The following is a 26752-nucleotide window of genomic DNA, read 5'->3' as shown; positions in this document are numbered from 1 at the left end:
GCGCCGGCCGGCGGCGGCGGCGGATTGGGCGGCCTCGGCGGCCTGCTGCAGAGCCTCGGCGGCGGCGCCTCGGGCGGTGGCGGCGGAGGACTCGGCGGGCTGCTGCAGAGCCTTGGCGGCGGCGGCGCGGCGGCACCCGGCGGTGGCGGCGGGCTGGGCGGCCTCGGCGGCCTCCTCAACAGCCTCGGCGGCGGCAGCCAAGGCCAGGCCGGCGGCGGGCTCGGTGGCGGCCTGGGCGGCGGGCTGATGGCGATCATCGCCGGCCTCGCCATGCAGGCGCTGCAGAACCGCGGCGGCGGCGCGGCGCCCAGCCTCGGCAGCCCGCCCGCATCGGCCTCGGACGACACCGCCCCGGGCACCGGCGGCGGCTTCCTCGGCATGGCCGATTCGGTCGGCGGGGCGCCGGCGGCGCATCTGATCGGCCAGGACACCGCCCACCGCATCATCCGCACCATGATCGCGGCGGCGGCGGCCGACGGCCGGATCGACGACAGCGAGGCCACGGCGATCCAGGGCCAACTCGGCGAGGACGACACCGAGGAGCGCGAATTCCTCGACAACGAGATCCGCAACCCGGCGACGCCGCAGCAGCTGGCCGCCGGCGTCGGCGGCACCCAGGAGGCGGCGCAGGTCTACACCGCGGCGCTGCTGACCATCAGCATGGACACGCCGGAGGAGAGCCGCTTCCTGAAGCAGCTGGCCCTGGCGCTGAAGCTGGACGCCCAGACCATCGCCGCGCTGCACCAGACGGTGAAGCCGGGCTGATCACGGGAGCACAGGTTGGGTTCGCGGTGGCGAACCCAACGATGGCCTGAGAGAAGAGTTTTGTTGAGACGCTCCATCTTCATTGTCATGCCACGGCTTGACCGTGGCATCCAGGGGCGGCCAGAGCGGTTCTTGGTGGCCCCTGGATTGCCCGGTCAAGCCGGGCAATGACAATGAAATCAAGCCCCAAGCACTGGCCACAACCTGAAAATCCCAATCGAACAACCGTGGGGCAAGCCGGGCAGACAGTGGAGGGGTGGCACGGTCGCGCCTAGAATTCCGTCTCCAGCACCTGGTCCGGCGGCACATGGCCGTCGATGAAGCTGCGGATGTTGACGATCACCTTCTGCCCCATGTCGATGCGGCCCTCGAGCGTGGCCGACCCCATATGCGGCAGCAGCACCACATTCGGCAGCTTCAGCAGCTTCGGGTTGACGTTCGGCTCGCGCTCGAACACGTCCAGCCCGGCACCGGCCAGCTCGCCCTGCTTCAGCATCTGCGCCAGCGCGGTCTCGTCGATCACCTCGCCGCGCGAGGTGTTCACGATCAGCGCGTGGCGGCGCAGCAGCTTCAGCCGCCGCGACGACAGCAGGTGGAAGGTCGCCGGCGTGCGCGGGCAGTTGACCGAGACGATGTCCATCCGCGACAGCATCTGGTCCAGGCTGGGCCAGTAGGTGGCGTCCAGCTCGGCCTCGACCTCGGGGTGGACGCGGTGGCGGTTGTGGTAGTGCACCGACAGGCCGAAGGCCCGGGCGCGGCGCGCCACCGCCTGGCCGATCCGGCCCATGCCGATGATGCCCAGCCGCTTGCCGCCCAGCCGCGCGCCCAGCATGCCGGTCGGGCTCCAGCCGGTCCATTGCGCGGCGCGGACCAGCCGCTCGCCCTCGGCCAGCCGGCGGGCCACCGACAGGATCAGGGCCATGGTCATGTCGGCGGTGTCCTCGGTCAGGACGCCGGGGGTGTTGGTCACGGTCAGGCCGCGCGCCTTGGCCGCCACCAGGTCGATGTGGTCGACCCCGGTGCCGAAGCTGGCCATCAGCTTCAGCTGCGGCCCGCATTCGGCGATCAGCCCGGCATCGATGCGGTCGGTGACCGTCGGCACCAGCACGTCGGCCTCCTTGACCGCCGCCACCATCTGGTCGCGGTCCAGCGCCACGTCGTCGTGGTTCAGCCGGGTCTCGAACAGCTCCATCATCCGGGTCTCGATGACATCCGGCAGCTTCCGCGTGACGATGACGAGCGGACGTTTTCTCTCGGCCATGGCAGAACCGTCCTGGCAACCCTATTTGCGCCATAGAGCAAGCTGGCCCCATGCTTGTCCAGCGCGGGGTGTTACCCAGGTCACCTCCAGGACGAAGAGTACCGTGGAAGTGTGGGCCGACAGGCCAGGAGAATCATGCGCGACGAGACCGATCTTCGGGGTGTGCTGCAGCGGCGGGCAAGGCTTCCCCTGGCGACGGGGGCGCTGGCGCTCGTCGCCCTGGCGCTGCCGCTCGCCGCCGACCCGGCGCTCGGCGTGTTTTTCGTGGCGCGGGCCGAGCTGCTGTATTGCGGCATCGCCTCGCTGATCCTGGCCGGCCTGGCGGCCCATGCGCCGCATCGCCGCTTCGGCGCGGCCAACTCGGTGACCCTGTCGCGGATCGTGCTGATCTGCCTGCTGGCCGCGCTGATGGGCACCGCCGCACCGGATGAGGACTGCCTGTGGCTGATCGCCGCCCTGGCCGGCCTGTCGCTGGCGCTGGACGGCGTCGACGGCTGGGCGGCCCGGCGCAGCGGCCTGGCCTCGCGCTTCGGCGCCCGCTTCGACATGGAGGCCGACGCCTTCTTCGTGCTGGTGCTCTCGGTGCTGGCCTGGCAATGGGGCAAGGTCGGGATCTGGGTGCTGCTGATCGGGGCGATGCGCTACCTCTACGTCCTGGCCGGCGCCGCCTGGCCTTGGCTGCGCGGCGCGGTGCCGGACAGCTTCGCCCGCAAGACGGTGTGCGTGATCCAGATCCTGGCGCTGATCGCCTGCCTGCTGCCGCCGATGCCGCCGCGCCTGGCCGCGCCGCTGGCGGCCGGCGCGCTGGCGCTGCTGCTGTGGTCGTTCGGCCGCGACGTGGTCTGGCTGTGGCGGCAGCGGCACGTGACCGCATGAACAGCTTGGTCCGCGCCGCCGGCATCGCCCGGTCGCTCGCCATCTATCGCGGCATCCCCGGCCGCTCCGCCCGCTTCCGCCGTTTCTTCTCGACGCTGGTCCGGCCCGGCGACCTGTGCTTCGACATCGGCGCCCATGTCGGCAACCGCAGCCTGTGCTGGGCCGATCTCGGCGCCCGGGTGGTGGCGGTGGAGCCGCAGCCGGATCTCGCCGCCCTGCTGCGCCGCAGCTTCCGCGGCCACACGGGCATCACCCTGGTCGAGACCGCGGTCGGCGCCGCGCCGGGCACCGCCACCCTGCATCTCAGCAGCCGCAACCCGACCGTCGCCAGCCTGTCGCCGGCGTGGATCGAGACGGTGTCGGCCACCGAAGGCTTCGCCTCGGTCCGCTGGGACCGCACGGTGGCGGTGCCGGTGACGACGCTGGACACGCTGATCGAACGCTTCGGCACCCCCGGCTTCTGCAAGATCGACGTCGAAGGCTTCGAGGCCGAGGTGCTGGCCGGCCTGTCCCGGCCCCTGCCCTGCCTGTCCTTCGAATACGTCCCGGCGGCGCTGCCGGCGGCGATCGTGGCGCTGGACCGGGTCGAGGCGTTGGGCCGCTACCGCTTTCAGGTCTCGATCGGTGAAACCGGACGCTTCCTGTGGCCGAACTGGCGTGACGGGCACGAATTGCGCGCGTGGCTGTTGACCCAAGGGGCGGATGACCGCTCCGGCGATATCTATGCGCGGGCCGAGGGATGATGGACACCGCCTGGATCTGGTTGCTCGACCGCCGTGCCGGACGGCCGGAGACGCCGTTGCCGGCCGATGACGCCGGGCGCGACCGGATCGAGCTGCTGCGGCCCTTCGCCGAGGCCGAGGGCCGCTTCGCCCTGGCCCATCTCGGCCAGAGCATCGACGGCCACATCGCCACCGGCTGCGGCCAGTCGCAATTCGTCACCGGGCCCTGCAACCTCGACCATCTGCACCGGCTGCGGGCGCTGGCCGATGCGGTGCTGGTCGGCGCCGGCACCGTGGCACATGACGATCCGCGCCTGACCACGCGCCGGGTCGACGGGCCGAACCCGGTGCGGGTGGTGCTTGACCCCGCCCGGCGGCTTGAGACCAGCCATCAGCTGTTCCACGACTGCGCCGCCCCGACCCTGCTGCTGTGCGCCGCCGACCGGGCGGATCAGGCCGCCGGGTCGGCCGAGATCATCGGCCTCGACGACCTGTCGCCGGCTGCGATCCTGGCGGCACTGGCGATGCGCGGGCTGCGGCGCGTGCTGATCGAAGGCGGCGGCACCACCGTCTCGCGCTTCCTGGCCGCGGGTGTGCTGGACCGGCTGCACATCGCAGTGGCGCCGATCATCATCGGCTCCGGCAAGGGCGGCCTGCGCCTGCCGGAGATCGCCCATCTCGACCAGGCCCTGCGCCCACCCTGCCGCACCTATGCCATGGGCGGCGACGTGCTGTTCGACTTCGACCTGCGGGGGACGGCCACGGAGGCCTGAATCGTCGGACGACGCTGCTCCTTTTCTTGTCATGCCACGGCTTGACCGTGGCATCCAGGGGCGGCCAGAGCGGCTCTTTGTGGCCCTGGATTGCCCGGTCAAGCCGGGCAATGACAGCAGGGGAATAGCAGCGAAGAAGCGGGCGGGCGGCTTCTAAACCACCCGATCCAACTCCCGCGCGAACGCCGCGGCCTGGGCCGGCCAGCCGGGCAGACGGGCGCGGGCGGCCAGCCCGGCCTCGCGCATCGCCAGCCGCGCCGCCGGGTCGGTCAGCACCCGGCGCAGCGCCTCGGTCAGCGCGTCGATGTCGCCCGGCGGCACCAGCAGCCCGGCGCCCGCCGGCACCGTCTCCGGAATCGCGCCGCCGGTGGTGCTGACGATCGGCAGGCCGCGCGCCGAGGCCTCGGCCAGCGCCATGCCGTAGCCTTCGTGATGCGAGGGCAGCACGAACAGGTCGGCCCGGTCGTAGTGGCGCAGCAGCGTCGGCTCGTCGATCTCGCCAATGAGGCGGATGCGGTCGGTCAGGCCGGCGTGCCGCACCGCCGCCTGCACCGCCGCGGCATGCGGCGCGTCGCGCTCCAGGCTGCCGGCGCAGTCCAGCCGCCAGGGCAGGCCGGCCAGCCGGCTCAGCGCCGCGACCAGGTCGAGATAGCCCTTGCGCGGCGTCAGCGTGGCGACGGCCAGCATCACCGGCGCCGCCTCGCCCGAGCCCTGCGCCGGCGGGGTCGGGTCGGTGCCCGGCAGCACCACGCCGATGCGCCCGGCCTCGACGCCGTAGCCCTGCTGCAGGTCGCGCGCCGTGCCCGGGCTGGTCACCACCACCCGCCGCGCCGCCGCCAGCGCCCAGCGCTCATTGGTTTCGAGCGCGCGGCGCTGCGCCCCGCTCAGCCCGTTCTCCAGCGCCAGCGGATGGTGGATCAGCGCCACCAGCCGCAGCCGGCCGGCCTCCGTCGCCACCACCTCAGGCAGCACGCTGAAGGCCAGCCCGTCGACCACCGTCAGGGTGCCGTCCGGCAGCGCGCGCAGGACGGCGGCGGCCTCGGCCACCGCCGCCGGGTCCGGGAACGGGAAGCCGTCGGCCAGCCGGTGCAGCGTCACGTCGCGACCCAGGCCGCGCAGCCCCTCGACCACGCGCTTGTCGTAGATGTAGCCGCCGGTGCGCGACTCCGGGTCGCCCGGCAGCACGAAGGCGATCGGGTCGCTCATCCCGCCAGACGGCCCTCATAGGAGGCCCAGGCGATGTGGGATTCGTGCAGGGTCACCACCAGGCTCTCGATCGCGGCAGCGCTTGGCCCGAGATCCCCCGCGGCGATGCGGGCGGCGACGCGGTCGAAGATGGTGCGGGACAGCACCTCGGTGGTGGTGTTCCAGCCGGCGAAGGCCGCGTCCTCGTCGAGGTTGCGGTAGTTCAGCTCGGCCAGGATCTCCTTCAGCGCGGTCGAGGCCAGGCCGATGTCGACCACGATGCCGTCCTCGTCCAGCTCGGGCCGGCGGAAGGCGAGGTCGACCACATAGGTGGCGCCGTGCAGCTTCTGCGCCGGGCCGAACACCTCGCCCCGGAAGCTGTGGGCGATCATGAAATGGTCGCGGACCGAAACCGTGTACATAGTCAATTTTCCTCGGGGTAACGGATGCGTTGGCACAGAGCCCCGGCCGGAGCAGCGGCCAGCCGGGCCAGCACTTCGGGCAAATCGTCGAAATCGCAGTCGCCGGTGAACAGCACGTCCAGCGCGGGGTCGCGCAGCAGCTCCAGCGCCTTGGCCATGCGGCGGGCATAATCCCAGCGTGGCCGCTGCGCCGTGGCCACCATCCCGACCTGGGACGACCGCAGTGTGAGGCGGCGCGAGTGGAAGGCCTCGCCCAGCGGCGCGGGCACCGGCGTGTCGCCGTACCAGCTGGCCTCGATCACCGTCGCCTCGATGCCGGCGAGGCCCAGCGCCGTCGCCAGCCCGGCCGGGTTGCCGCTGGTGTGGATGACGAGGTCCTGATCATCCGGCGCCGCGGTTGGCGCAGCAAAGCCGACGCCGAGCGCGGCGGCCACCGCCTCCCGGCCGGGATCGGTGTCGACCAGCGTCACGGTGCAGCCGGGAATCCGGCCGATCAGCCGGGCGGTGAGGCAGCCCACCACCCCGGCGCCGATCACCGCCACCCGGTCGCCCGGGCGCGGCGCCGCGTCCCAGGCCACGTTCAGCGCCGTCTCCATGTTGGCGGCCAGCACCGCCCGCTCCGGCGGCAGCCCCTCGGGCAGCGGCGTCACCGCCGTCGCCGGCACGACATAGCCGGTCTGGTGCGGATACAGGCAGAACACGTCGCGGCCCAGCAGCGATTCGGGCCCGGCCTCGACTCGGCCGACATTGATGTAGCCGTACTTCACCGGGCCCGGGAACACCCCGGCCTGGAACGGCGCCCGCATCGCCTGGTGCTGGCTGGGCGGCACCTTGCCCTGGAACACCAGGGCCTCGGTGCCGCGGCTGACGGCGCCGAAGCGGGCGCGCACGCGCACCTCGCCGGGCCCCGGCTCGGGCAGGGTTTCGGTGCCGATCCGGGCCTGGCCCGGCTTGAGGATCCAGAGGGCGCGCACATCCATGATGCCCATGGAATAAGCCCCTGCCTCGCCTGTGGCCAGAGGGGGACTTCGCGTGGGATCCGGCGGCAGCGGCATGGGCTCTCGCAACTGTCAGGAAACTCCACCTAGCAAGGCCGGGTTACCGGACGGCAACACCACGACGCCATTCGGTTACATCCGTAACAAGACGGCGCGTTCGGGCCCTGATCCGGGTGCGGAGGACGCCGCCACGCGTCGGCGCATTGTCTCCGGCCGGCGGGTTCCGTAGCCTGGGCGCGCAATCGGGAGAATGGGCATGTTTCTCGGGATCGATCTCGGGACCTCGGGGGTCAAGGTGGTGCTGGTCGACGGCGACCAGCGCGTGGTCGACCAGGAGGCGGTGCCGCTCTCCGTCTCCCGCCCGCATCCGCTGTGGAGCGAGCAGGACCCGGAGGATTGGTGGCGCGCCACCGACCGGGCCGTGGCCGCGCTGAAGGCCCGGCAGGGCCAGGCGCTGTCCGGCGTGCGCGGCATCGGCCTGTCCGGCCAGATGCATGGCGCCACCCTGCTCGATTCGGCCGACCGGCCGCTGCGCCCGGCGATCCTGTGGAACGATGGCCGCGCCGGCGCCGAATGCGTGGAGCTGGAGCGGCGCGAGCCACGGTCGCGCACCATCACCGGCAACCTGGCCATGCCCGGCTTCACCGCGCCCAAGCTGCTGTGGGTCGCGGCGCATGAGCCCGAGATCTTCGCCCGCACCCGCCGGGTGCTGCTGCCCAAGGATTATCTGCGCCTGCGCATGACCGGCGCCGCGGCGTCGGAGATGTCGGACGCGGCCGGCACGCTGTGGCTCGACGTCGCGGCCCGGCGCTGGTCGGAGGCGATGCTGGCGGCCACCGGCCTGCCGCCCTCCGCCATGCCGGAGCTGTTCGAGGGCAGCCAGGCCACCGGCACGCTGCGCCCCGACATCGCCGCCGCCTGGGGCGTGCCGGCCGATGCGGTGGTGGCCGGCGGGGCCGGCGACAACGCGGCGGGTGCCGTGGGGGTCGGGGTGATCCGGCCGGGCGAGGCCTTCCTGTCGCTCGGCACCTCCGGCGTGCTGTTCGTGGCCGATGCCGGCTATGCCCCCAACCCGGCGCAGGCGGTGCACGCCTTCTGCCACTGCCTGCCGGCGACCTGGCACCGCATGTCGGTGATCCTCAGCGCCGCCTCGGCCCTGTCCTGGCTGGCCCGGCTGCTCGGCGGCACCGAGGCGGAGCTGCTGGCGGAGGCCGAGCGCGCCGACCCCGACACCGGCGACCTGCTGTTCCTGCCCTATCTCTCGGGCGAGCGCACACCGCACAACGACCCGGCGGCGACCGGCGTCTTCATCGGCCTGACCCATGAGACCGGACGGCCGCATCTGGTCCGCGCCGTGCTGGAGGGGGTGGCCTTCGCCTTCGCCGACGGCCAGGCGGCGCTGACCGCGGCAGGCACCGAGATCGGCGAGGTCTCGGTGATCGGCGGCGGTGCCCGGTCCCAGTTCTGGGGCCGGATCCTGGCGGCGGCGCTGAACCGGCCGCTGCACTATCCCGCGGGCGGCGAGCTCGGCCCCGCCTTCGGCGCCGCCCGCCTCGGCCGGCTGGCCGCGACCGGCGAGGCGCCGGAGGCGGTGTGCCTGCGGCCGCAGACCGCGCATGTGGTCGCACCGGACGCGGCGCTGACCGAGCGCTACGCCGCGAAGCACCAGCGATTCCGCGCCCTGTACCCGATGCTGAAGCCGGCCTGGGCGGGGTAAGGGCTACCGCTTCCGATCAATACGGTGTATATACAGCGTGATACATCGGGAGATCGCTATGACGGATTCCACTGTGGTTGTGCGGGTTGACGATGAGCTCAAGACCGCCTTTGCCCAGGCCGCAAAGGCGGCTGACCGCACCACGTCGCAACTACTGCGGGATTTCATGCGGGACTTCGTCAAGAGCAAGACGGATGAGGCGGAGCATGATGCCTGGTTCCGCCGCAAGGTGGCCGAGGGGATCGCCGAAGCGCGAGCCGGACAACTGTACTCGAACGAGGAAGTTGCTGCCGAGTTCGCGGAACGCCGGGCGGCGACGTTGCGGAAAATCGGCTCGCGTGAGTGAAGCTGCAATGGACTCGCGCTGCGCGGGCCGATCGTCGCAGCATTTACGAATATATTGAAGCAGACAACCCGCGGGCGGCCATCGATCTCGATGGGCGTTTTGACGATATTGCGACCCGGCTGATCGACCTTCCCCATCTGGGCCGACCCGGTCGGGTTCAGGGGACGCGCGAACTGGTCGCCCATCGGAACTACGTGCTGGTTTACGAGATCGCGGGCGACGCCGTACGCATTCTGCATGTGCTGCATGCCGCCCGCAAATGGCCGTGATGTCTGCGGGCTTGCGGCGTCTCGCTCACTCCCCCGCCACCGCCCCCAGGCTGGCGATCACCACGAGGGCGATGCCGGCGAGCTGGGCCGGGCTGAGCGCCTGGCCGAGCACGACGAAGCCGATCAGCGTCCCCAGCGCCGGCTCCGCGCTCATCAGGATGCCGAAGGCCCGGGTCGGCATCCGCCGGAGGGCCATCATCTCCAGCGCATAGGGCAGCAGCGGCACCAGGATGGCGAGGCCGATGGTGATGCCCAGCACCGATAGCGGGATGTGGCCGCCATTCTCCACCAGCCCCCAGGGCGTGGCCACCAGCGCCGCGACGGCCAGGGACATGGTCAGGCCCTGCAGACCTTCGAACGCCTGGCCGACCCGCTTCATCAGCAGGATGTAGATCGCCCAGCCCAGGCCGGCGGCGAGGGCGAAGCCGGCACCGACCGGGTCGACCGTCCAGGCGGACCCGTCATGCACCAGCAGCACCACCCCGACCAGGGCCAGGACCGGCCAGACCGCATGCCAGGCCCGGCGCATGCCGAAGGCGGCGACGCCGAGCGGGCCGAGGAATTCGATCGCCGTGGCCAGGCCCAGCGGGATGCGGATCACGGCCTGGAAGTAGCACAGCGTCATGCCGGCCATCGCCGCGCCCAGCAGGATCGCGCCGCGCCACTGCGCCCGGCTGTAGGACAGGATCCGCGGCCGGGTGATCGCGGCCAGCAGCAGCGCCGCCCAGGCCAGCCGCAGCCAGGTCGTGCCCAGCGGGCCGAAGCTGTCCAGCGTCGGCTTGGCCAGGGCGGCGCCGAGCTGGACCAGGGTCATCGAACCGATCGCCATCAGCGCGGCGAACGCGACCTGCGAGGTCGGGTTCGGCCGGTCCGCGGTCATCTCGGGGCTCGTCGCCATCTGGTCCGGGTCCAAGGCTGTGCTGCGGGAGTTGATACCTGAATATAGCGGATGGGTCCGTCTTCACGTATCCTGATAGTCGTGATGCCATCATAAGGGATCGTTATGATGCGGGATCTCGACCTCGGCCTGCTCCGCGCCTTCGCCACGGTGGTCGAGGCCCGCAGCGTCAGCGGCGCCGCCGACCGGCTGGCGCGGACCCAGGCGGCGGTCAGCATGCAGCTGCGCCGGCTGGAGGAGGATGTCGGCCAGCGCCTGCTCGACCGGTCGCCGCGCGGCATCCGCCTGACCGAGGCGGGCCAGACCCTGCTGCGCTATGCCCACCGCGCCTTGGGCGCGAGCGAGGAGGCGCGGCGGGCGCTGGCCGGGCGGCAGGTCGCCGGCACCGTCCGGCTCGGCCTGCTCGAGGATGTCGCGGTCGGACGGCTGCCCCGCGCCCTCGCCCGCTTCTCCCACGCTTATCCCCGGGTGCTGCTGGAGATGGTGGTGGAAAGCAGCCGCGGCCTCGACCGCCGGCTGCGCGAGGGCGGCCTCGACCTCGCCGTCGGCGACCCGAACATCATCGCCGCGACGCCGCTGGCGCGCTGGCACCGGCCGCTGCACTGGGTGGCGGCGCGGGGCTTCGAGCTGGATCTGCAGGCCCCCTCCCCGCTGCCGCTGGTGGCGTTCGACGCCACCTGCGTCTGGCAGGAACGGGTGCTGGCGGCGCTGGCCGGGGCCGGCATCGCCTGGCGCATCGTCTGCACCAGCAGCAGCCTGCCGGCGGTGCAGGCGGCGGTGGAGGCCGGGCTGGGGGTGTCGGTGCTGCTCGACGGCAACATCCGGCCCGAGGCGATGCGGGTGCTGGCGACGGGGCTGCCGCCGGCGCCGCAGGCCGATTTCGGGCTGTACCGGGTCGCCTTGCCCGCGGAGAACCCACCGGCGGTGCAGTCGCTGCAGGACTTCCTGGCGGCGGAGCTGGAGGGGCTGGCGCTGGGCGCTTAGACCGGTCGTTTGTCGAAGGCGAGCCGGACGGCGAAGCCGGCCAGCAGGCTGCCCATGATCCAGCGCTGGGCCCGCAGCCAGGACGGCCGGGCCGCGAACCAGGCGGCGATGCTGCCGGCCGCGAACACGATGCCCAGGTTGACGCTGAAGCTGATCGCCGCCTGCATGCCGCCCAGCACCAGGCCCTGCAGCAGCACATGGCCGCGCTCCGGGTCGATGAATTGCGGCAGCAGCGACACGTAGAACACCGCGATCTTCGGATTCAGCAGGGCGGTCAGGAAGCCCATGCCGAACAGCTTGGCCGGCCGGTCGATCTTGAGGTCGCGCCGCGGCTCCAGCGCCGACCCGGCGCCGGGGCGCACGGCACCCCAGGCCAGCCACAGCAGGTACAGGGCGCCGGCCCATTTCACCGCCTCATAGGCCAGCGGCACCGCCAGCATCAGGGCGGTGAGGCCGAGCGCGGTGCACAGGATGTAGCAGAGGATGCCGACCAGCACGCCGCCCAGCGAGATCGCCCCGGCCAGGCGCCCTTGCAGGATCGATCGCGACAGCAGGTAGACCATGTTCGGCCCGGGGGTGCAGACCATGCCCAGCGCGATCAGGGCGAGGCCGGCCAGGCTGGCGGGGCTGACGATCATCGGGAGGTATCCTTGGAAACGGCGAGCCAAGCGTAGCGGCCGCCGCCGCGCAGGGGCAACCGGGACATTGCCCTCGGGGCAAGATCGTTGGAACGTCAACGCGACCCAAATGCCATGCCACCTCCCCGCCGGCCGGAACGGGTCTGCCGGGCCCGGTCAGGCGGTCTCGGCGCCCTCGAGCACCAGCACGTCCTCGCGGCCGAAGCTGACCGTCACCGCCTGGCCGCGCTCCGGCGGCGCCACGGTCGGGCTGTTGAAGGTGTCGAGCGACACCGCATTGTCCTTGAAGCGGACGCGGATGCGCACCACCGCGCCGAGGAAGTTCACATCCTCGATGGTGCCGTGCATGCGGTTGCGGCCGTTGCCCTGGTCCTCGGCGGACCCCGCCAGGGTGATCGCCTCCGGCCGCAGCGCCACCGACCGGATCTCGCCGTCGACCGCGTCGCTGACGCCGCGCGTGGCGTATATCTCCTGGTCGTCGATCACCAGCTTCTGCGCCTTCGCGTCGATCACCTTGCCGCGCAGGATGTTCAGCGTGCCGACGAAGGAGGCGACGAAGCGGGTGCGCGGGTAGTTGTAGATGTCGAACGGCGTGCCGACCTGCTCGGCATTGCCCTCGTTCATCACCACGACCCGGTCCGACATCGACAAGGCTTCCTCCTGGTCGTGCGTCACGAAGATGGTGGTGATGCCCAGGTCGCGCTGCAGCGCCTTGATCTCGCTGCGCAGCGAGACGCGGATCTTGGCGTCGAGCGCCGACAACGGCTCGTCCAGCAGCAGCACCTGCGGCTTGTTGGCCAGGGCGCGGGCCAGCGCCACGCGCTGCTGCTGCCCGCCCGACAGCTGGTAGGGGTAGCGGTCGGCCAGGTGCGGCAGCTTGATCAGGTTCAGCATCTCGGCGACCCGCGGCCCGATCTCGGCGGCCGGCATCTTGGCCACCTTCAGGCCGAAGGCGACGTTGTCGGCCACCGTCATGTTCGGGAACAGCGCATAGGCCTGGAACACCATGCCGACATTGCGCTGGTTCGGGCGCAGCTGGGTGACCTCGCGGCCGTCGATCCGGATCGATCCGGCGGTCGGGGTCTCGAAGCCGGCGACCATGCGCAGCGTGGTGGTCTTGCCGCAGCCCGACGGCCCGAGGAAGGAGATGAACTCGCCGCGCTTCACCGAGAGGTCGAAATTGTGGACCACGGCGTTCTGGCCATAGCTCTTGCGCAGGCCGCCGATCTCGAGGAATTCCGTCGCCATTGCCATCACTGTGCCTGCCTGGTGGCGCCGGTCACTGCGGCGCTGGGTTGAAGACGATGGGCGGAAGCCGCCATCAGCGTGTCGCCGTCGAGCCGCGGGCGCCGCGGCCGAACAGCTGCAGCAGCCCCATGCAGGCCCAGGTGACGACGAAGGCGATGATCGCCAGCGCCGCCGGCTCATAGGCCCGGTTGGCGCCGATCAGCTGAAGGTACGGGCCGAAGGCCGGCCGGTTCAGCAGGCTGGCGAAGGTGAATTCGCCGATCACGATGGCAAAGGTCAGGAAGGCGCCGCTGAGCACCGCGGAGCGGACATTCGGCAGGATCACCCGGAACAGAATCCGGGCTCGGCCGGCGCCCAGGCTCTCCGCCGCCTCGGTCAGGGTGCGGACGTCGATCGCCTGCAAGCCGGTGTCGACCGCGCGGTACATGTAGGGCAGCGCCAGGGTGACGTAGCCGAACATCAGCAGGATGTCGGTGCCCCGCTCGCTGCCGAGGAGCGGCAGGAAGGACGAGGTGTTGAACAGCTGGATGTAGCCGAACACCAGGACGATCGCCGGGATCACCAGCGGCAGCAGGGTGATGAACTCGATGATCGGGCGCAGACTCGGCAGCCTCAGCCGCACCCAATAGGCGGTCGGCACCACCAGCAGCACCCCGACCACGATGGTCGCCAGGGCGAGCACCACCGAATACAGGAAGCTGGCCTGGAAGCCGGGGTCGCCGAGCACGATGGTGTAGGCGTCGAGGCTGTATTCGCCGCGCCGCAGCCGCAGCGAGAATTCCAGGGTTCCGATCAGCGGCACCAGGAAGTACAGGGTGCCGACGATGATGGCGATCCAGGCGCCGATCCGGCTCTGCTTCATCGCAGCCACCTCTCGCTGCGGGTCCGCAGCACCATGTAGATGCCGTTGGAGACGCCGGTGATCAGGATCATGCCCAACGCCAGGGCGTAGCCGAGATTGGGGTTGTGCAGCACGTCGCCGCGGATCTGGGCGTAGAGCAGGATCGGCACGATGTTCAGCGAGCTGCCGGTCAGCGCATAGGCGGTGGCGATGGCGCCGAAGGCGTTGGCGAACAGCAGCAGCGTGGTGCCGACCAGGCTGGGCCACAAGACCGGCAGCCCGACCATGCGCCAGTACTGCCAGGTGGTGGCGCCGAGGATGGAGGAGGCCTCGCGCCATTCCTTCTTCAGCCCGTCCAGCGCCGGCGCCAGGATCAGCACCATCAGCGGGATCTGGAAGTACAGGTAGGTCAGCGTCAGGCCCCAGAAGCTGAGCAGGTTGAAGCCCGCCCGGTAGATGCTGATGCCGAGATACTTGTCGAGCAGGATGGTCACCAGCCCGGCACGGCCGAGCGTGGCGATGAAGGCGAAGGCCAGCGGCACGCCGGCGAAGTTCGAGGCCACGCCGCTGAAGGTCATCAGCGTCGGCCGGATCCAGCGCGGCAGCTTGCCCATCACCGCGGCATAGGCCAGGAAGAACCCGATCACCGCGCCGAAGAAGGCGGAGGCCGCGCTGATCTTGATCGAGATCCAGTAGGCGCTGAGGATCGAGGGCTGGAACAAATCCGCGATGTTGCCCAGCGTGAAGGAACCGTCAGGCGTCTGGAAGCTACCGACCAGCAGGTAGGCGGTGGGCAGCACCAGGAACAGCAGGGCGAACAGGAAGAACGGGGTCACCCCCAGCCAGGCCCAGGAGAGCTTGCCCGGCTTTGCGGGGGCGGCGAGAGGGGCTGCGATCGACGAGGCTTGTGTCATCGGCGCCTGCTGACGGGTATCCCGGCCGGACGGACGGGCGAAGACGCAAAGAACCGCGCCGTCCTCCCCCAGGGTACGGGAGAGGACGGCGCGGCCTCAAGCGGATTGAACGGTCACTGCACGTTGGCGCCGACCACCGAATCCCACTGCTTGGTGATGATCTCCTTGGCCTTGTTCTGGTCCTCAAGGCTCGGGAACACGGCCGCGGCGTAGGCGGCCGCCGGCGGCAGCGCCTTCAACAGCTCGTCCGGCACCTTCTTCTTGTCGACCAGGTCCTGGAACCGGATCGGATGGCAGTAGCCCTTCAGCCAGCCGAGCTGACCTTCGTCCGAATATAGGTGCTCCATCCACAGCTTGGCGGCGTTCGGATGCGGCGCGAAGGCGCTGATCGCCTGGACGTAGACGCCGGCGACGACGCCGGTCTTCGGCACCACGATCTCGATCGGCGGGTTGCCCTTCAGCGTGTCGCGGTCCTGCAGGGCCAGGTAGTCCCAGTGGATCACGATCGGGGTGGCGCCCTGGGCGACCGAGGCGGCCTTGCCGATGGTCGGCACGAAGTTGCCCGCCTTGTTCAGCTCGGCGAAGAACTTCAGGCCGGCATTCGCCGCCTTCTCCGCATCCTTCTCGGTCGACAGGCCGGCGGCGAGCACCGCCTGGATCGCCTGGTTCGAGGTGCGCGGGTCACCCGCCAGGGCGACCGAGTTGGCGTAGTCGGCGCCGAGCAGGTCCTTCCAGTCGGCCGGGACCTTCTTGACGATGTCGGTGTTCACCTCGAAGGACAGCACGCCGTAGTAGTCGCCGTACCAGTAGCCTTCGGCATCCTTGGCGCTGGCCGGGATGCTGTCCCAGGTCGACACCTTGTAGGGCTGCAGCAGGCCGTCGGCCTTGGCCGAGGGGCCGAAGGACAGGCCGACGTCGATCACGTCGGGGGCCTGGGGGCCCTTATTCCCTTTGTTCGCCTTGATCGCCTCGATCTCGTCGCCGGAGCCGGCATCGGGGTTGAGCTCGTTGAGCTTCAGCCCGTACTTGGCCTTGAAGGAGTCGATGACCCCGCCATAGCCGCACCAGTCATGCGGGACGGCGATGATGGTCAGCTCGCCTTCCTTCTTGGCCGCGGCGATCAGCTCCGCCGACGGCTCCGCATAGGCGAGACCGGCGGAGGCGAAGAGCGCCAGGGCCGAAATCGACAGCATGGGTTTCCACGTCGCCTTCATGTCACAAACCCCCGATGTTCATCAGCTTCTGCTGCGTGATTTTTAGCAAAATCCCCGCATGCGAAGTCGAGCACGCGGTCAAATCCGGACTCTGTCGCGGATGCGGCGGGACTGTGTTGCGCTGCGCAATGCTTGTCAAGGAGAGTCCCGCCCGGTTGGCCAGAAACGAAACAACTCTTCAGGTCCGGCCACGGTTTTGACCGGCCGATCCCACGAGAACACCAATCGGTAACCCGACCATGACATGGCGGATGCCACATATTTGTAGATGAACTGTAATAATAACGTCATGAAACACTGACGTCGTCAATGGCTCCCTGCAGGGCCTGTCTCCGGCCTTGGAATGTAGAGTGACTCAGGGGCAAGCCGGAATCTGTTCCGGCTGCGGCATGATCCGTCGCGCATCGGCCGGACCGGGTCGGCGCCGGGCTTTCGCGGCCGGGCGGCGCTGGCTATGGTGCGGCCTTCGACTCAACCCATTGCGCGGGATACGGACCATGGCTGGAAGCATCGAGGCGCGGCTGAAGGAGAAGGGGGTCACCCTTCCCAACGTGGCGGCGCCGGCGGCGAACTACGTCCCCTACGTCATTTCCGGCAACACGCTCTACATCTCGGGCCAGGTGCCGTTCGTCGAGGGCAAGATCAGCCACACCGGCAAGCTCGGCGCCGAGTTCGGGATCGACGAGGGCTACGCCTGCGCCCGGATCTGCGGCATCAACATCCTGGCGGCCGCCAAGGCGGCGCTGGGCGGCGACCTCGACCGCATCGCCCGGGTGGTGAAGCTGGGCGGCTTCGTCAACTCGACCCCCGACTTCACCGACCAGCCGAAGGTGATCAACGGCGCCTCGGACCTGATGGCCGAGGCCTTCGGCGATGCCGGCAAGCACGCCCGCGCCGCGGTCGGCGTCGCCCAGCTGCCGCTCGGCTGCGCCGTCGAGGTCGATGCGATCTTCGAGATCAGGTAAGGGCGCCACACCGAGGACGCTTCCCCCTTCCCCTTTCCTGTCATGCCACGGCTTGACCGTGGCATCCAGGGGCCGCCGGAACTGCTCTTGATGGCCCCTGGATTGCCCGGTCAAGCCGGGCAATGACAGCAGAGGGGTGGGCGTCGGCAGGAGAGGCCATGGCCGACCGCATCATCGAGAGCCCGGACAATCCGAGCGCCAGGCTGTGGACGGCGCTGCTGGAGAGCCGCGGCCTGCGCAAGCACCGCCGCTTCCTGCTGGCGGGCCGCAAGACCGTGGCCGAGGCGCTGGCGCAGCATCCCGGCTGGTTCGAGACCCTGCTGCTGCCGCCCGGCGCCGACGCCGGCGACCTGCCCCTGCCCGCGGGGCTGGAGCGCATCCAGCTCGGCCGGGCCCTGTTCGACCGGCTCGACGTCTCGGGCACCGGGCTGCCGCTGCTGGTCGGGGTGGTGCCGGAGATGCCGATGATCGACCTTTCCCGGCCGCCGCAGGGGCTGGAGCTGGTCTGCGCCCTGGGCGACCCCAGCAATCTCGGCGCCCTGCTGCGCAGCGCCGCCGCCTTCGGCGTGTCCCGGGTGATCCTGCTGGCCGATGCCGCGCACCCGTTCCACCCGAAATGCCTGCGCGCCGCGTCCAACGCGCAATTCGCGCTGGCGCTGTGCCGGGGCCCGTCCTGGGACGGGCTGGCCCAGGCGGCCGGGCCGCTGCTGGCGCTGGACGGCCAGGGCGAGGACCTCTCGGGCTTCGCCTGGCCGGCCGACCTGCGGCTGGTCCTGGGCGAGGAAGGCCGTGGCCTGCCGGACGGGCTGGCGGTGCGGCGCCTCGCCATCCCCACCACCGGCGCGGTCGAATCGCTCAACGCCACCGTCGCCGCCAGCCTGGCGCTGTACGGGCACTATCTGGCGATGCGCGGTTAGGGAGAGGTTTTAATCCGTCATTGCGAGCCCCGAAGGGGCGTGGCAATCCAGCGGCACCGGCCTCTGGATCGCCACGGCGCTGCGCGCCTCGCGATGACGGATCAAGGATTGCGACCGCCCGGCCCGTAGCGCACGGGCAGGTCGACGGCACGAAGGTCAGCCTGCCGTCTTGCCGCCATCCACCGTCAGGATCTGGCCGGTCATGAAGGACGCCTGGTCCGAAGTGGCGAAGACGATGGCGCCGGCGATCTCGTCCGGGTCCCCCACCCGCCCCAGCGGCACCTTCGCCGCCAGCGACGCCTTGGCCTCGGCGGTGCCGGTGAAGCGGTTGAGCATCCCGGTCTCGATCGGGCCCGGCGCCACCGCGTTGACCCGCACCCCGAAGGCCGCGGCCTCGAGCGCGGCCGACTTCGTCATGCCCTCGACCGCATGCTTGCTGGCGACGTAGACCGAGGCGCCGGCGGCGCCCTCATGGCCGTAGGTCGAGGAGATGTTGACGATGCTGCCGTGCCCCTGGGCCTGCATCACGCGCAGCTCGTGCTTCATGCTCAGCAGCGTGCCGAGCACATTGGTGTCGAAGGTGGCGGCCAGGGATTCGGCCGACTGCCGGGTCACCGGGCCGGGCTGGCCTTCGGTGCCGGCGTTGTTGACCGCCGCGTCGAGGCGGCCGAAGCGCGCGACGGTCTGGTCGACCAGGTCGCGGACCTCCTCCTCGTGCCGGACGTCGGCCCGGATGAACTCCGCCTCGGCGCCGAGCGCCCGCAGCTCGGAAGCCAGGGCCTGGCCGGCCTCGTCGCGGCGGCCGGCGACGACGATGCGGGCGCTCTGCCTGGCGAAGGCGAGCGCCGTGGCGCGGCCGATGCCCGTCAGGGCACCGGTGATCAGGACGACAGGGTGGGTCATGGAATGCTTCCTAGGGACGCCGTGGTGAAAACCCCGAGCGGGATGTGCGGAGGCTGGCCATTTATGCCTGCAAGGCCTTCCGGCTCTTGATCCGAAGGCCTGCCCGCCGGCCGCGCGATCGCCGCTCTGTCCCCAGATATCTAGGTTCCCCTGGCGCCGCCGAGAAAGGCTTTGTAGGATTTTTCCATACTTATGAGGCATGGCTTGCTCATGGAGCTACGACATCTGCGCTATTTCATCGCCGTGGCCGAGGAGGGCAGCCTGACCCTGGCCGCCGAGCGGCGGCTGCACACGGCGCAGCCGTCCCTGAGCCGCCAGATCCGGGATCTGGAGCTGGAACTCGGCGTCGCGCTGATGCTGCGCGGCCCGCGCGGCATCGAACTCACCGCGGCCGGCCGGGTGTTCCTGGATCATGCGCGGCTGGTGCTGCTGCAGGTGGAGGCGGCGCGCGAGGCGGCACGGCGGGCCGGCGCCCCCGCCAAGGCGTCGTTCGCCATCGGGTTCCTGACCGGGCACGAGATGGAGTGGCTGCCCGCGATCATGGGCATCCTCCGCGACGAGCTGCCGAACATCGAGGTCACCATCCACAGCCTGCTGTCGCCGGAGCTGGCGGCGGGGCTGATGCGCGGGAAGATCGACCTGGCTTTGATGCGGCGCGAGGAGCCGGCGCCCGGCCTGGCGTTCGAATTCTTGACGGCGGAGCCCCTGATCGTGGTTCTGCCCGGCGACCACCGGCTGGCCGCCCAGGCCGCGATCGGCCCGCAGGACATCGTCGGGGAGACGCTGATCGGCGTGCCGGCGGCGACCTCGCCGGCCCTGAGGGCGGTGATCGATGCCTATGCAAGGCGGATCGGCGTCGATCTGACGCCCGACCACTACGCCGACAACCTGTCGATGACCTTCTCGCTGGTGGCGTCGACGGGCGGCGTCGCCCTGCTGCCCCGCTATGCCCGGAACCTGCTGCCGGCCGCGGTGGTCAGCCGCCCGCTGCAGGGCGAGGCCGCGACGATCGATCTGGTCATCGGCCACAGCAGGGCGAATCCGTCCCCGCTGCTCAGATTCGTCTTGTCGAAGCGGGACGAGCTGATCCGCCGCGCATCGCAGACTTCAGGGGGGTAGCCTGACAGTGAGATCAGGAGGGGACTGAGCCGCCCCCTCACCCGAAATCGCGATGCGATTTCGACCTCTCCCCAAGGAGAGGTGTCGGAGCGATGCCCTCCTTCCCCTCTCCTTGGGGAGAGGGAGGGGCCCGGCCCGCTTGGGCCGGGAGGGTGAGGGGGAGAGCCGCCGCCGAAGGTCAGGCCGCCGCCATCTCGGCCAGCTCGTGGCGCACCGGCAGTCCGTCGGCGCGGCCGATCATGCCGCGGGCGCCGGCCAGCGACCCCGCCACCAGCTCGAGCCCGAGCAGCCGGTCGTAGTCGACCGGGCCCGGCAGCATCAGGCCCAGCGTCAGGTCGCGGCGGAAGCCGAAGCGGCGGTAATAGGGCTCGTCGCCAACCAGGATGACGTTGCTGTGGCCGAAGGCCTTGGCGCGCGACAGACCGGCCCGCATCAGCCGCGAGCCGATGCCGCTGGAGCGCACATCCTCGGCGACCGCGAGCGGGCCGAGCAGGATGGTCTCGCCGATGCCGTCGACATGGATCGGCCAGAAGCGCAGCGTGCCGACGAGGTCGCCGTCCTCGAGCGCCACCAGGCCGAGCTCGTTGTTCGGCCGCACCCCGTCGCGCAGCCGGTAGACGGTCTTGCCGAAGCGCCCCTCGCCGAAGCAATCGACGACAAGATCCTCGATGGCGGCCGCGTGGCGCGGCCGCTCCCGCATGATGTCCATGACCTGGATCTCCAAACCCGCGTGGTTCAGATGTAGTAGGCCTGCAAGGGCGCGAACCCGTTGAAGGCGACCGCCGAATAGGTCGTCGTGTAGGCGCCGGTGCCGTGGATCAGCACCTTGTCGCCGATCGCCAGCGAAACCGGCATCGGGTAGGCGTTCTTCTCGTACAGCACGTCGGCGCTGTCGCAGGTCGGGCCCGCCAGGATCGCCGGCTCGGATTCATCGCCGTCATGGATCGTGGTGATCGGGTAGCGGATCGCCTCGTCCATGGTCTCGGCCAAGCCGCCGAACTTGCCGATGTCGAGATACACCCAGCGGGTGTTGTCGTTCGCCGACTTGTTCGAGATCAGCACGACCTCGCTCTGGATCACGCCGGCATTGCCGACCATGCCGCGGCCCGGCTCGATGATGGTCTCGGGCAGGCGGTTGCCGAAATGCTGGCGCAGGCTGGCGTCGATGGCGCGGCCATAGGCCTCCGGCGTCGGCACCTCCTTGAGGTACTTGGTCGGGAAGCCGCCGCCGAGATTGACCATCTTCAGCTCGATGCCCTGGACCGCGAGGTCGCGGAAGATCCCGGCCGCCGATTCCAGCGCCTTGTCCCAGGCGCCGGTGTCGCGCTGCTGCGACCCGACATGGAACGACACGCCATAGGCGTCGAGGCCGAGGCCCGGCGCCATCGCCAGCAGGTCGCGCGCCATGCACGGCTCGCAGCCGAACTTGCGCGACAGCGGCCACTCGGCGCCTTCGCCCGAGGTCAGGATGCGGCAGAACACGCGGGCGCCCGGGGCGACCTCGGCGATCTTGCGCAGCTCCGCCTCGCTGTCGAAGGCGAACAGGCGGATGCCGAGGGCATAGGCGGTCGCGATGTCGACCCGCTTCTTGATGGTGTTGCCGAACGAGATGCGGTCGGCGGTGGCGCCGGCGGCCAGCGCGTCGCGGATCTCGACCACGCTCGCGGTGTCGAAGCACGAGCCCATCGCGGCCAGCAGCGACAGGATCTGCGGCGCCGGGTTGGCCTTCACCGCGTAGAAGATGCGGCTGTCGGGCATGGCGTCGGCCAGCGCCTGATAGTTGCCGGCGACCACGTCGAGGTCCAGCACCAGGCACGGCGTCTCGGGACGTCGCTCTTCAAGAAAGGAAGCGATCTTCGTATTCATCAGGGGAAACACTCCCTCCGGCAAGCAGTTCAAACCAAACCGTTGCCTGAGGCGCCCGCCTCTGCTCACCGGCGACGAAACCCGGCGGCGCGTGCGGATCCGGGATTGCAGAGACGAAGTTGCAGGCCGGTGCCATAAGCACCACCCGGAAACCCGTCCTGACAATCACGGAAGAGGAACCCTCTCCGCACATGCAACCGAAAAACTTCTCTTCAACCCAGCTGGCCGAGGCCAGACAGACCGAGGAGACGCGTGACGTCGTTGCTGTGCCCACCAGGTTCGAACCTGTTCGAAACCGGCGGGCCGGGGCACGTGCGAATACGTTCCGAGGGGTGAAATACGGTCGGTGACCCCCCGATGCAAGTGAAATTTTATGGATCTAAATTTTATCCCGTCACCGTGGCGCCACAGCTTCAGCTGAAATCTAAATTCCGCCGCATTCCGTCTTGATATTACGGGATTCTCGCGAGATAAAGTTTACATTATGACGACCCGCTCCTCCGGCAAGCCTGCCCTGCGTGCCACCGGTGGCCGCTCCCGGACGAGCACGTCCGCCGCCAAGTCCTCGCCGAAGCGCCCCAAGACGCCGCAGCGGAGTCGCAAGTCCAGCGGCCGCCGGCACTGGCTGTGGGGCGTCGCGAAGTGGAGCGCGGTGCTGTCGATCTGGGGCGTCATCTCGCTCGGCGTCGTCGTCGCCTACTTCGCCTACGACCTGCCCGACATCCGCCAGGTGGCGATGCCGGAGCGGCGGCCCGCCGTGACCGTGGTCGCCGCCGATGGCGGTCAGATCGCCCGCTACGGCGACATGACCGGCGACATGGTCCAGGCCTCGGCCCTGCCGAAGCACCTGACCGAGGCGGTGCTGGGCATCGAGGATCGCCGCTTCTACAGCCATTACGGCATCGACCCGATCGGCGTGGCCCGGGCGCTGTGGGTGAACTGGCGCGCCGGCCGCGCCGTGCAGGGCGGGTCGACCATCACCCAGCAGGCGGCCAAGAACCTGTTCCTGACGCCGGAGCGCACGGTCCGCCGCAAGATCCAGGAGGCGATCCTGGCGGTGTGGCTGGAGATGAACTTCTCCAAGGACCAGATCCTGACCGCCTATCTCAACCGGGTCTATTTCGGCTCCGGCACCTACGGCATCGACGCCGCCGCCCGGGCCTATTTCGGCGTGCCGGCGATGGATGTGAACCTGGAGCAGGCGGCGATCCTGGCCGGCCTCCTGAAGGCGCCGTCGCGCTATTCGCCCGAGCGCGACCCGGAGGCGGCGCGGCAGCGCGCCGAAGTGGTGCTGTCGGCCATGGTCGACGCCGGCTTCATCACCGACAAGGAGCGCCAGGCCGCCGACGACCAGCCGCCGGTGCCGCCGCGCCGGCCGGGCGGCGGGTCGGGCAGCCGCTATTTCGCCGACTGGGTCGCCGACCAGGTGCCGGACTTCGTCAACACCGCCGCCCCGGCGCTGCGGGTCGAGACCACGCTGGTGCCGTCGCTGCAGCGTGCGGCCGAAAGCATCGTCGACGCCCGCATGGCGGAGGATGGCGGCAAGGTCGGCGCCACCCAGGCGGCGCTGGTGGCGATGCGACCGGACGGTGCCGTGATCGCCATGGTCGGCGGCCGCGGCTACAGCCAGAGCCAGTTCAACAGGGCGGTGACGGCGCAGCGCCAGCCCGGATCCTCGTTCAAGATGTTCGCCTACCTCTCCGCGGTCGAGCAGGGGCTGACCCCGGACAGCCTGGTGCTGGACGCGCCGATCACGATCAAGAACTGGTCGCCCGGCAACTACGACGGCAAGTTCCATGGCGAGGTGACGGCGCGCGAGGCGCTGGCCAAATCCTACAACACCGCGGCGGTGCGCATGCTGCAGCGCGCCGGCGTCGACCGCACCATTGAGCTGGCCCACCGCCTGGGCATCAATTCGCCGCTGCGGCCGGAGCTGTCGCTGGCGCTGGGCACCAGCGAGGTCAATCTGCTGGAGCTGACGGCCGCCTATGCCGCGCTGGCCAACCAGGGCAACGGTGTCTGGCCCTATGGCGTGCGGCGCATCGGCCCGCCCGGCGGCGACCCGATCTACACCCGCTTCGGCGGCGGCCCGGGCGAGGCGGTGCTGCCCTGGCATGTCGAGGCGATCAACCGGATGCTGCGCGCCACCATGACCATCGGCACCGGCCGCAGCGCGCGGCTGGACGACCGGCCGACGGCGGGCAAGAGCGGCACCAGCCAGGGCTATCGCGACGCCTGGTTCATCGGCTTCAGCGCCGACTACGTGGTCGGCGTCTGGGTCGGCAACGACGACGGCACGCCGATGGACAAGGTGACCGGCGGCAGCCTGCCGGCGAAGATCTGGCACGATTTCATGGTCGAGGCCGAACGCGGCCTGCCGCCCAAGCCGCTGCTGGGCGTCGACGACATGGCCCTGCCGGCCGCGGTGGCCACGGCCGGCTCGGGCGCCGTCATCGCTCCCACCACCATCGCCGCCCCCGCCGCGACGCCGGCCGTCTCGGGCGCCCCCCGCCGGCTGGTGGTGCCGCCGACCGCCGCGACGCCGCCGGTGGTGCAGCCGGCCAAGCAGGAGCTGGACCAGGGCGGCCTGGAAGGCCTGCTGGGCAGCCTGGGCAACGGCTGAGGCCAGCCGGCTTCGCATTGCCCTTAGATTGTCCCGATCACCCCAAGTCTTCTGCCTCAGTCCGGAAGCGCCGTCCACGAGCCGAATTTTCCAGAAAGTGAGCACTGGCTATCTGCCGAAGCACGGGGGAATTGCCATGAAGAATGCGAACAAGCCACCCCTCACTCCAGAGCAAATGGCCTTACAGAAGGCGATGCGAGAGGAGGAATGGAAACGAAGGCGAAATCAACTCCGCACTGCGCAAAAACCTATAATCGAGGATTTGTCGCACATCGGCATTGGCGTCGACTCTGTGTGGGATTTAAATATTGAATATGATGATTACGATAATGCTATTGAAATATTGCTTAAGCATATCGTATTGGATTATCCAGACATAATTAAGGAAGGAATCGCTCGTGCGCTTTCCGTACCTGCAGCGAGATCATCATTTGGATTTTTAGTTAAGTTATTTGAATCAACGGATCCATCAGATCATCCGCAATTTAAAGAGGGGCTGGCGTCCGCGATCGCAAAATTAGCGAGCGACGTGGAAATCGACAAAATAGTAGAATTGATCACTGACGTCAGGCATGGGGATGTCAGATTACATCTACTGTTACCATTGATGCGATCAAAACTGGATAGAGCTCATGACTTGTTGGAGAGACTGTCGTCGGATCCAACCTTCGCCAAGGAGATTAAGGCTCGGCGGCGACCAAGGAAGTGACTTGGGGAACTACGATGACAGTCCACACTTTTTGGCCCGCGCCAATTCGTGCACTGTCACCGAATTTAACGGCCTGGAAGGCCTGCTGGGCAGCCTGGGCAACGGCTGAGGCGGTTCGGAGCCAGCTGAGCAACCGATCAGAAGGTTGGCGCGTTGCCCTCCGTCATTGCGGGAAGGCGAAGCCGGGGAAGCAATCGATAGGCCCGCACGAGCGGCCCGATGGATTGCTTCCCCGGCTCAGGGCCGGCGTCGCAATGGCGGTGTCGGGGTCCGAAGGCTGCCATAAGCTGCCGGATGCGCTCTTATGTTCCCTTTTTGTTCTTGACATGAAGCTGCCTCGCGCCGCATAGTTCAGGCAGAGTCCAACAGTTGTGCCCGCCCGGCCCTGCCGCGGCGGGCTTTTTCATGCGGGGTCGGGATGGACGCTGTCATCGCCTGGGCCGTGGCGGTCAAACCGAACGAGCGGGCCTTCGCCCGACGCTACGTGCGGCACGGCATCGGCTGCCACGTCACCGCCGGGCTTGGCTATTCCGCGACCAGTCGCTCCCAGTCGTCCCGCATGCTGGCCAGGGCCGAGATCCTGGTCGCCTGCTTCGAGGAGGCCGAACTGCTGCGGCGAAGCGGAGCCCCCCTGCTGCCGATGGTGCGGCGCAAGCTGGCCGGCCAGGTGGAGCGGGCCCGCCACCGCGGCGGCGCCACCCGCCGGTCCGCCGCCGCCCTGCCCCATCTGAAGCAGGCGTTCGCGGAGTTCTGCCAGCATCATGGATTTGCAGACGGGGTGCCGGTCGGAAAGGCCGGAGTACCCCCCTCACCCGAAATCGCCGGGGCGATTTCGACCTCTCCCCAAGGAGAGGTGGACGAGATCGCACCGCTCGCCCCGCCGCCGCTCAAGCTCGCACGCGCCTTCGGCCGGCTGGCGAAGCCGTCGCGCTACAAGGCGCTGCATGGCGGGCGCGGCTCGGGCAAGTCGCATGTCTTCGCCGAGCTGCTGGTGCGCCGCTGCTTCGCCGCCCCCACCCGCGCCGTGTGCATCCGCGAGATCCAGCGCTCGCTCGACCAGTCGGTCAAGCGGCTGATCGAGGACAAGATCCAGGCGCTCGGCCTCGGCGCCGCCTTCACCGTCCAGGCCGACCGGATTCTCGGCCCCCCGGGGCCCGGCGGGGCCCAAGGCGGGCGGATCATCTTCCAGGGCATGCAGAACCACACCGCCGAGAGCATCAAGTCGCTGGAGGGCTACGACATCGCCTGGGTCGAGGAGGCGCAGTCGCTGTCCCGGCGCAGCCTCGAACTCTTGCGCCCCACCATCCGCCGGCCGGGGTCGGAGCTGTGGTTCTCCTGGAACCCGACCCGGCCGGAGGACCCGGTCGACCAGCTGTTCCGCCAGGGCCAGCCGCCGCCCGGCACCACCCTGATCGAGGCCAACTGGACCGCCAACCCGCATTTCCCCAAGGTCTTGAAGGCCGAGATGGAATGGGACCGCGACCGCGATCCCGACAAGTACAGCCATGTCTGGCTGGGCGGCTATCGCAGGGCCAGCGAGGCCCGGGTGTTCCGCAACTGGAAGGTCGAGGCGTTCGAG

General features: G+C 69.7%; 27 protein-coding genes. 14 read left to right on the top strand and 13 right to left on the bottom strand.

What is annotated here, in order from left to right:
* A partial coding sequence (locus AB4112_RS34710) for a DUF533 domain-containing protein (RefSeq protein ID WP_441726912.1) occupies positions 1–765 on the top strand: 765 nt, incomplete at its 5' end.
* A gap of 271 nt (positions 766–1036) precedes the next feature.
* Here the strand turns inward: AB4112_RS34710 and AB4112_RS34705 are convergent.
* Positions 1037–2026, bottom strand: a complete 990-nt coding sequence (locus AB4112_RS34705) for a 2-hydroxyacid dehydrogenase (RefSeq protein ID WP_309793630.1) — start codon at positions 2024–2026, stop codon at positions 1037–1039.
* A gap of 135 nt (positions 2027–2161) precedes the next feature.
* Between AB4112_RS34705 and AB4112_RS34700 the strand changes: the two genes are divergently transcribed.
* Genes AB4112_RS34700 through AB4112_RS34690 form a run of 3 tightly spaced genes read left to right on the top strand, consistent with a single transcriptional unit; the run spans position 2162 to position 4397 of the window.
* Entirely contained in the window at positions 2162–2902 is a 741-nt protein-coding gene (locus AB4112_RS34700) for a CDP-alcohol phosphatidyltransferase family protein (RefSeq protein WP_309793628.1), read from the top strand.
* Positions 2899–3645 (top strand): FkbM family methyltransferase, encoded by a 747-nt coding sequence (locus AB4112_RS34695; protein ID WP_309793626.1) that lies wholly within the window; start codon positions 2899–2901, stop codon positions 3643–3645. The genes AB4112_RS34700 and AB4112_RS34695 overlap by 4 nt, the downstream gene beginning before the upstream one ends.
* Positions 3642–4397 (top strand): RibD family protein, encoded by a 756-nt coding sequence (locus AB4112_RS34690; RefSeq protein ID WP_441726907.1) that lies wholly within the window; start codon positions 3642–3644, stop codon positions 4395–4397. Before AB4112_RS34695 ends, AB4112_RS34690 begins: the two co-directional genes overlap by 4 nt.
* A 153-nt stretch (positions 4398–4550) precedes the next feature.
* Here the strand turns inward: AB4112_RS34690 and AB4112_RS34685 are convergent, their stop codons facing one another.
* From AB4112_RS34685 to AB4112_RS34675, 3 genes are read right to left on the bottom strand one after another with little or no spacing between them, the layout of a single operon-like run.
* The gene (locus AB4112_RS34685) at positions 4551–5603 is read right to left on the bottom strand and encodes a glycosyltransferase family 4 protein (RefSeq protein WP_309793622.1); all 1053 of its coding nucleotides are present in this window, start codon (positions 5601–5603) and stop codon (positions 4551–4553) included.
* On the bottom strand, positions 5600–6004 hold the full coding sequence (locus tag AB4112_RS34680; protein ID WP_309793620.1) for a 6-pyruvoyl trahydropterin synthase family protein: 405 nt from the start codon (positions 6002–6004) through the stop codon (positions 5600–5602). Before AB4112_RS34680 ends, AB4112_RS34685 begins: the two co-directional genes overlap by 4 nt.
* Positions 6005–6006: 2 nt before the next feature.
* Positions 6007–6993, bottom strand: a complete 987-nt coding sequence (locus AB4112_RS34675; RefSeq protein WP_441726903.1) for a zinc-dependent alcohol dehydrogenase — start codon at positions 6991–6993, stop codon at positions 6007–6009.
* 265 nt (positions 6994–7258) lie between these two features.
* Between AB4112_RS34675 and xylB the strand changes: the two genes are divergently transcribed.
* The 3 genes from xylB to AB4112_RS34660 are packed head-to-tail and all read left to right on the top strand — an operon-like array spanning position 7259 to position 9334.
* Complete coding sequence (gene xylB / locus AB4112_RS34670; RefSeq protein WP_441726900.1) at positions 7259–8719, top strand: xylulokinase; 1461 nt, start codon at positions 7259–7261, stop codon at positions 8717–8719.
* Positions 8720–8777: 58 nt separating this feature from the next.
* Positions 8778–9065, top strand: a complete 288-nt coding sequence (locus AB4112_RS34665) for a CopG family ribbon-helix-helix protein (protein WP_309793615.1) — start codon at positions 8778–8780, stop codon at positions 9063–9065.
* Positions 9062–9334, top strand: coding sequence for a type II toxin-antitoxin system RelE/ParE family toxin (locus AB4112_RS34660; RefSeq protein ID WP_309793613.1), 273 nt, complete (start codon positions 9062–9064; stop codon positions 9332–9334). The genes AB4112_RS34665 and AB4112_RS34660 overlap by 4 nt, the downstream gene beginning before the upstream one ends.
* A gap of 25 nt (positions 9335–9359) precedes the next feature.
* Here the strand turns inward: AB4112_RS34660 and AB4112_RS34655 are convergent, their stop codons facing one another.
* Positions 9360–10214, bottom strand: coding sequence for an EamA family transporter (locus tag AB4112_RS34655; protein WP_441726896.1), 855 nt, complete (start codon positions 10212–10214; stop codon positions 9360–9362).
* A 126-nt stretch (positions 10215–10340) separates the two neighbouring features.
* Here AB4112_RS34655 and AB4112_RS34650 point away from each other — a divergent pair, with 126 nt between their 5' ends.
* Entirely contained in the window at positions 10341–11216 is an 876-nt protein-coding gene (locus AB4112_RS34650) for a LysR substrate-binding domain-containing protein (RefSeq protein ID WP_441726893.1), read from the top strand.
* Here the strand turns inward: AB4112_RS34650 and AB4112_RS34645 are convergent.
* The 5 genes from AB4112_RS34645 to AB4112_RS34625 form a co-directional block, all read right to left on the bottom strand.
* Positions 11213–11854 carry a LysE family translocator gene (locus tag AB4112_RS34645; RefSeq protein ID WP_441726890.1) on the bottom strand — a complete coding sequence of 214 codons (642 nt, stop codon included), beginning with the start codon at positions 11852–11854 and terminating at the stop codon, positions 11213–11215. The genes AB4112_RS34650 and AB4112_RS34645 overlap by 4 nt on opposite strands.
* Positions 11855–12010: 156 nt before the next feature.
* Positions 12011–13102, bottom strand: coding sequence for an ABC transporter ATP-binding protein (locus AB4112_RS34640; protein WP_441726887.1), 1092 nt, complete (start codon positions 13100–13102; stop codon positions 12011–12013).
* 73 nt (positions 13103–13175) lie between these two features.
* Positions 13176–13964 carry an ABC transporter permease gene (locus AB4112_RS34635; RefSeq protein WP_309793603.1) on the bottom strand — a complete coding sequence of 263 codons (789 nt, stop codon included), beginning with the start codon at positions 13962–13964 and terminating at the stop codon, positions 13176–13178.
* Positions 13961–14857 (bottom strand): ABC transporter permease, encoded by an 897-nt coding sequence (locus tag AB4112_RS34630; protein ID WP_309793601.1) that lies wholly within the window; start codon positions 14855–14857, stop codon positions 13961–13963. Before AB4112_RS34630 ends, AB4112_RS34635 begins: the two co-directional genes overlap by 4 nt.
* A gap of 113 nt (positions 14858–14970) precedes the next feature.
* Positions 14971–16050, bottom strand: coding sequence for an ABC transporter substrate-binding protein (locus tag AB4112_RS34625; protein ID WP_309793599.1), 1080 nt, complete (start codon positions 16048–16050; stop codon positions 14971–14973).
* Positions 16051–16568: 518 nt separating this feature from the next.
* Between AB4112_RS34625 and AB4112_RS34620 the strand changes: the two genes are divergently transcribed.
* Complete coding sequence (locus AB4112_RS34620) at positions 16569–17036, top strand: RidA family protein (RefSeq protein WP_309793597.1); 468 nt, start codon at positions 16569–16571, stop codon at positions 17034–17036.
* Positions 17037–17194: 158 nt separating this feature from the next.
* Positions 17195–17953, top strand: coding sequence for a TrmH family RNA methyltransferase (locus tag AB4112_RS34615; RefSeq protein WP_441726881.1), 759 nt, complete (start codon positions 17195–17197; stop codon positions 17951–17953).
* Between the two features lie 156 nt (positions 17954–18109).
* Here the strand turns inward: AB4112_RS34615 and AB4112_RS34610 are convergent, their stop codons facing one another.
* On the bottom strand, positions 18110–18856 hold the full coding sequence (locus tag AB4112_RS34610; RefSeq protein ID WP_441726878.1) for an SDR family NAD(P)-dependent oxidoreductase: 747 nt from the start codon (positions 18854–18856) through the stop codon (positions 18110–18112).
* Between the two features lie 210 nt (positions 18857–19066).
* Between AB4112_RS34610 and AB4112_RS34605 the strand changes: the two genes are divergently transcribed.
* A complete protein-coding gene (locus AB4112_RS34605; protein WP_309793592.1) occupies positions 19067–19975 on the top strand; it encodes a LysR substrate-binding domain-containing protein in 909 nt (302 codons plus the stop codon).
* Between the two features lie 178 nt (positions 19976–20153).
* Here AB4112_RS34605 and AB4112_RS34600 read toward each other — a convergent pair whose 3' ends face one another.
* The gene (locus AB4112_RS34600) at positions 20154–20684 is read right to left on the bottom strand and encodes a GNAT family N-acetyltransferase (protein WP_441726874.1); all 531 of its coding nucleotides are present in this window, start codon (positions 20682–20684) and stop codon (positions 20154–20156) included.
* A 26-nt stretch (positions 20685–20710) separates the two neighbouring features.
* Positions 20711–21841 (bottom strand): type III PLP-dependent enzyme, encoded by a 1131-nt coding sequence (locus AB4112_RS34595; RefSeq protein WP_441726872.1) that lies wholly within the window; start codon positions 21839–21841, stop codon positions 20711–20713.
* A gap of 484 nt (positions 21842–22325) precedes the next feature.
* Between AB4112_RS34595 and AB4112_RS34590 the strand changes: the two genes are divergently transcribed.
* The 3 genes from AB4112_RS34590 to AB4112_RS34580 all read left to right on the top strand — a co-directional run.
* Positions 22326–24464, top strand: coding sequence for a transglycosylase domain-containing protein (locus tag AB4112_RS34590; protein ID WP_441726869.1), 2139 nt, complete (start codon positions 22326–22328; stop codon positions 24462–24464).
* A 136-nt stretch (positions 24465–24600) separates the two neighbouring features.
* Positions 24601–25173: a hypothetical protein gene (locus AB4112_RS34585; RefSeq protein ID WP_441726866.1), complete on the top strand. Its 573-nt coding sequence runs from the start codon at positions 24601–24603 to the stop codon at positions 25171–25173.
* 418 nt (positions 25174–25591) lie between these two features.
* Positions 25592–26752, top strand: a 1161-nt coding sequence (locus AB4112_RS34580; RefSeq protein ID WP_441726863.1) for a PBSX family phage terminase large subunit, incomplete at its 3' end; no start/stop codon positions are given.

It is taken from the genome of Inquilinus sp. 2KB_23, assembly GCF_052115705.1.
GTDB classification, from domain to species: Bacteria; Pseudomonadota; Alphaproteobacteria; order DSM-16000; family Inquilinaceae; genus Inquilinus; species Inquilinus ginsengisoli_A.
This window is presented reverse-complemented; position numbering and strand designations above follow the sequence as displayed.

Coding starts and splice junctions, on each gene's coding strand:
- AB4112_RS34690 (WP_441726907.1), top strand. CDS start 3,642: ATGATGGACACCGCCTGGATCTGGTTGCTCGACCGCCGTGCCGGACGG.
- AB4112_RS34610 (WP_441726878.1), bottom strand. CDS start 18,856: ATGACCCACCCTGTCGTCCTGATCACCGGTGCCCTGACGGGCATCGGC.
- AB4112_RS34590 (WP_441726869.1), top strand. CDS start 22,326: ATGACGACCCGCTCCTCCGGCAAGCCTGCCCTGCGTGCCACCGGTGGC.
- AB4112_RS34585 (WP_441726866.1), top strand. CDS start 24,601: ATGAAGAATGCGAACAAGCCACCCCTCACTCCAGAGCAAATGGCCTTA.
- AB4112_RS34600 (WP_441726874.1), bottom strand. CDS start 20,684: ATGGACATCATGCGGGAGCGGCCGCGCCACGCGGCCGCCATCGAGGAT.
- AB4112_RS34655 (WP_441726896.1), bottom strand. CDS start 10,214: ATGACCGCGGACCGGCCGAACCCGACCTCGCAGGTCGCGTTCGCCGCG.
- AB4112_RS34650 (WP_441726893.1), top strand. CDS start 10,341: ATGCGGGATCTCGACCTCGGCCTGCTCCGCGCCTTCGCCACGGTGGTC.
- AB4112_RS34635 (WP_309793603.1), bottom strand. CDS start 13,964: ATGAAGCAGAGCCGGATCGGCGCCTGGATCGCCATCATCGTCGGCACC.
- AB4112_RS34625 (WP_309793599.1), bottom strand. CDS start 16,050: ATGCTGTCGATTTCGGCCCTGGCGCTCTTCGCCTCCGCCGGTCTCGCC.
- AB4112_RS34615 (WP_441726881.1), top strand. CDS start 17,195: ATGGCCGACCGCATCATCGAGAGCCCGGACAATCCGAGCGCCAGGCTG.
- AB4112_RS34595 (WP_441726872.1), bottom strand. CDS start 21,841: ATGAATACGAAGATCGCTTCCTTTCTTGAAGAGCGACGTCCCGAGACG.
- AB4112_RS34620 (WP_309793597.1), top strand. CDS start 16,569: ATGGCTGGAAGCATCGAGGCGCGGCTGAAGGAGAAGGGGGTCACCCTT.
- AB4112_RS34630 (WP_309793601.1), bottom strand. CDS start 14,857: ATGACACAAGCCTCGTCGATCGCAGCCCCTCTCGCCGCCCCCGCAAAG.
- xylB (WP_441726900.1), top strand. CDS start 7,259: ATGTTTCTCGGGATCGATCTCGGGACCTCGGGGGTCAAGGTGGTGCTG.
- AB4112_RS34675 (WP_441726903.1), bottom strand. CDS start 6,993: ATGGGCATCATGGATGTGCGCGCCCTCTGGATCCTCAAGCCGGGCCAG.
- AB4112_RS34640 (WP_441726887.1), bottom strand. CDS start 13,102: ATGGCGACGGAATTCCTCGAGATCGGCGGCCTGCGCAAGAGCTATGGC.
- AB4112_RS34665 (WP_309793615.1), top strand. CDS start 8,778: ATGACGGATTCCACTGTGGTTGTGCGGGTTGACGATGAGCTCAAGACC.
- AB4112_RS34680 (WP_309793620.1), bottom strand. CDS start 6,004: ATGTACACGGTTTCGGTCCGCGACCATTTCATGATCGCCCACAGCTTC.
- AB4112_RS34605 (WP_309793592.1), top strand. CDS start 19,067: ATGGAGCTACGACATCTGCGCTATTTCATCGCCGTGGCCGAGGAGGGC.
- AB4112_RS34700 (WP_309793628.1), top strand. CDS start 2,162: ATGCGCGACGAGACCGATCTTCGGGGTGTGCTGCAGCGGCGGGCAAGG.
- AB4112_RS34645 (WP_441726890.1), bottom strand. CDS start 11,854: ATGATCGTCAGCCCCGCCAGCCTGGCCGGCCTCGCCCTGATCGCGCTG.
- AB4112_RS34705 (WP_309793630.1), bottom strand. CDS start 2,026: ATGGCCGAGAGAAAACGTCCGCTCGTCATCGTCACGCGGAAGCTGCCG.
- AB4112_RS34695 (WP_309793626.1), top strand. CDS start 2,899: ATGAACAGCTTGGTCCGCGCCGCCGGCATCGCCCGGTCGCTCGCCATC.
- AB4112_RS34685 (WP_309793622.1), bottom strand. CDS start 5,603: ATGAGCGACCCGATCGCCTTCGTGCTGCCGGGCGACCCGGAGTCGCGC.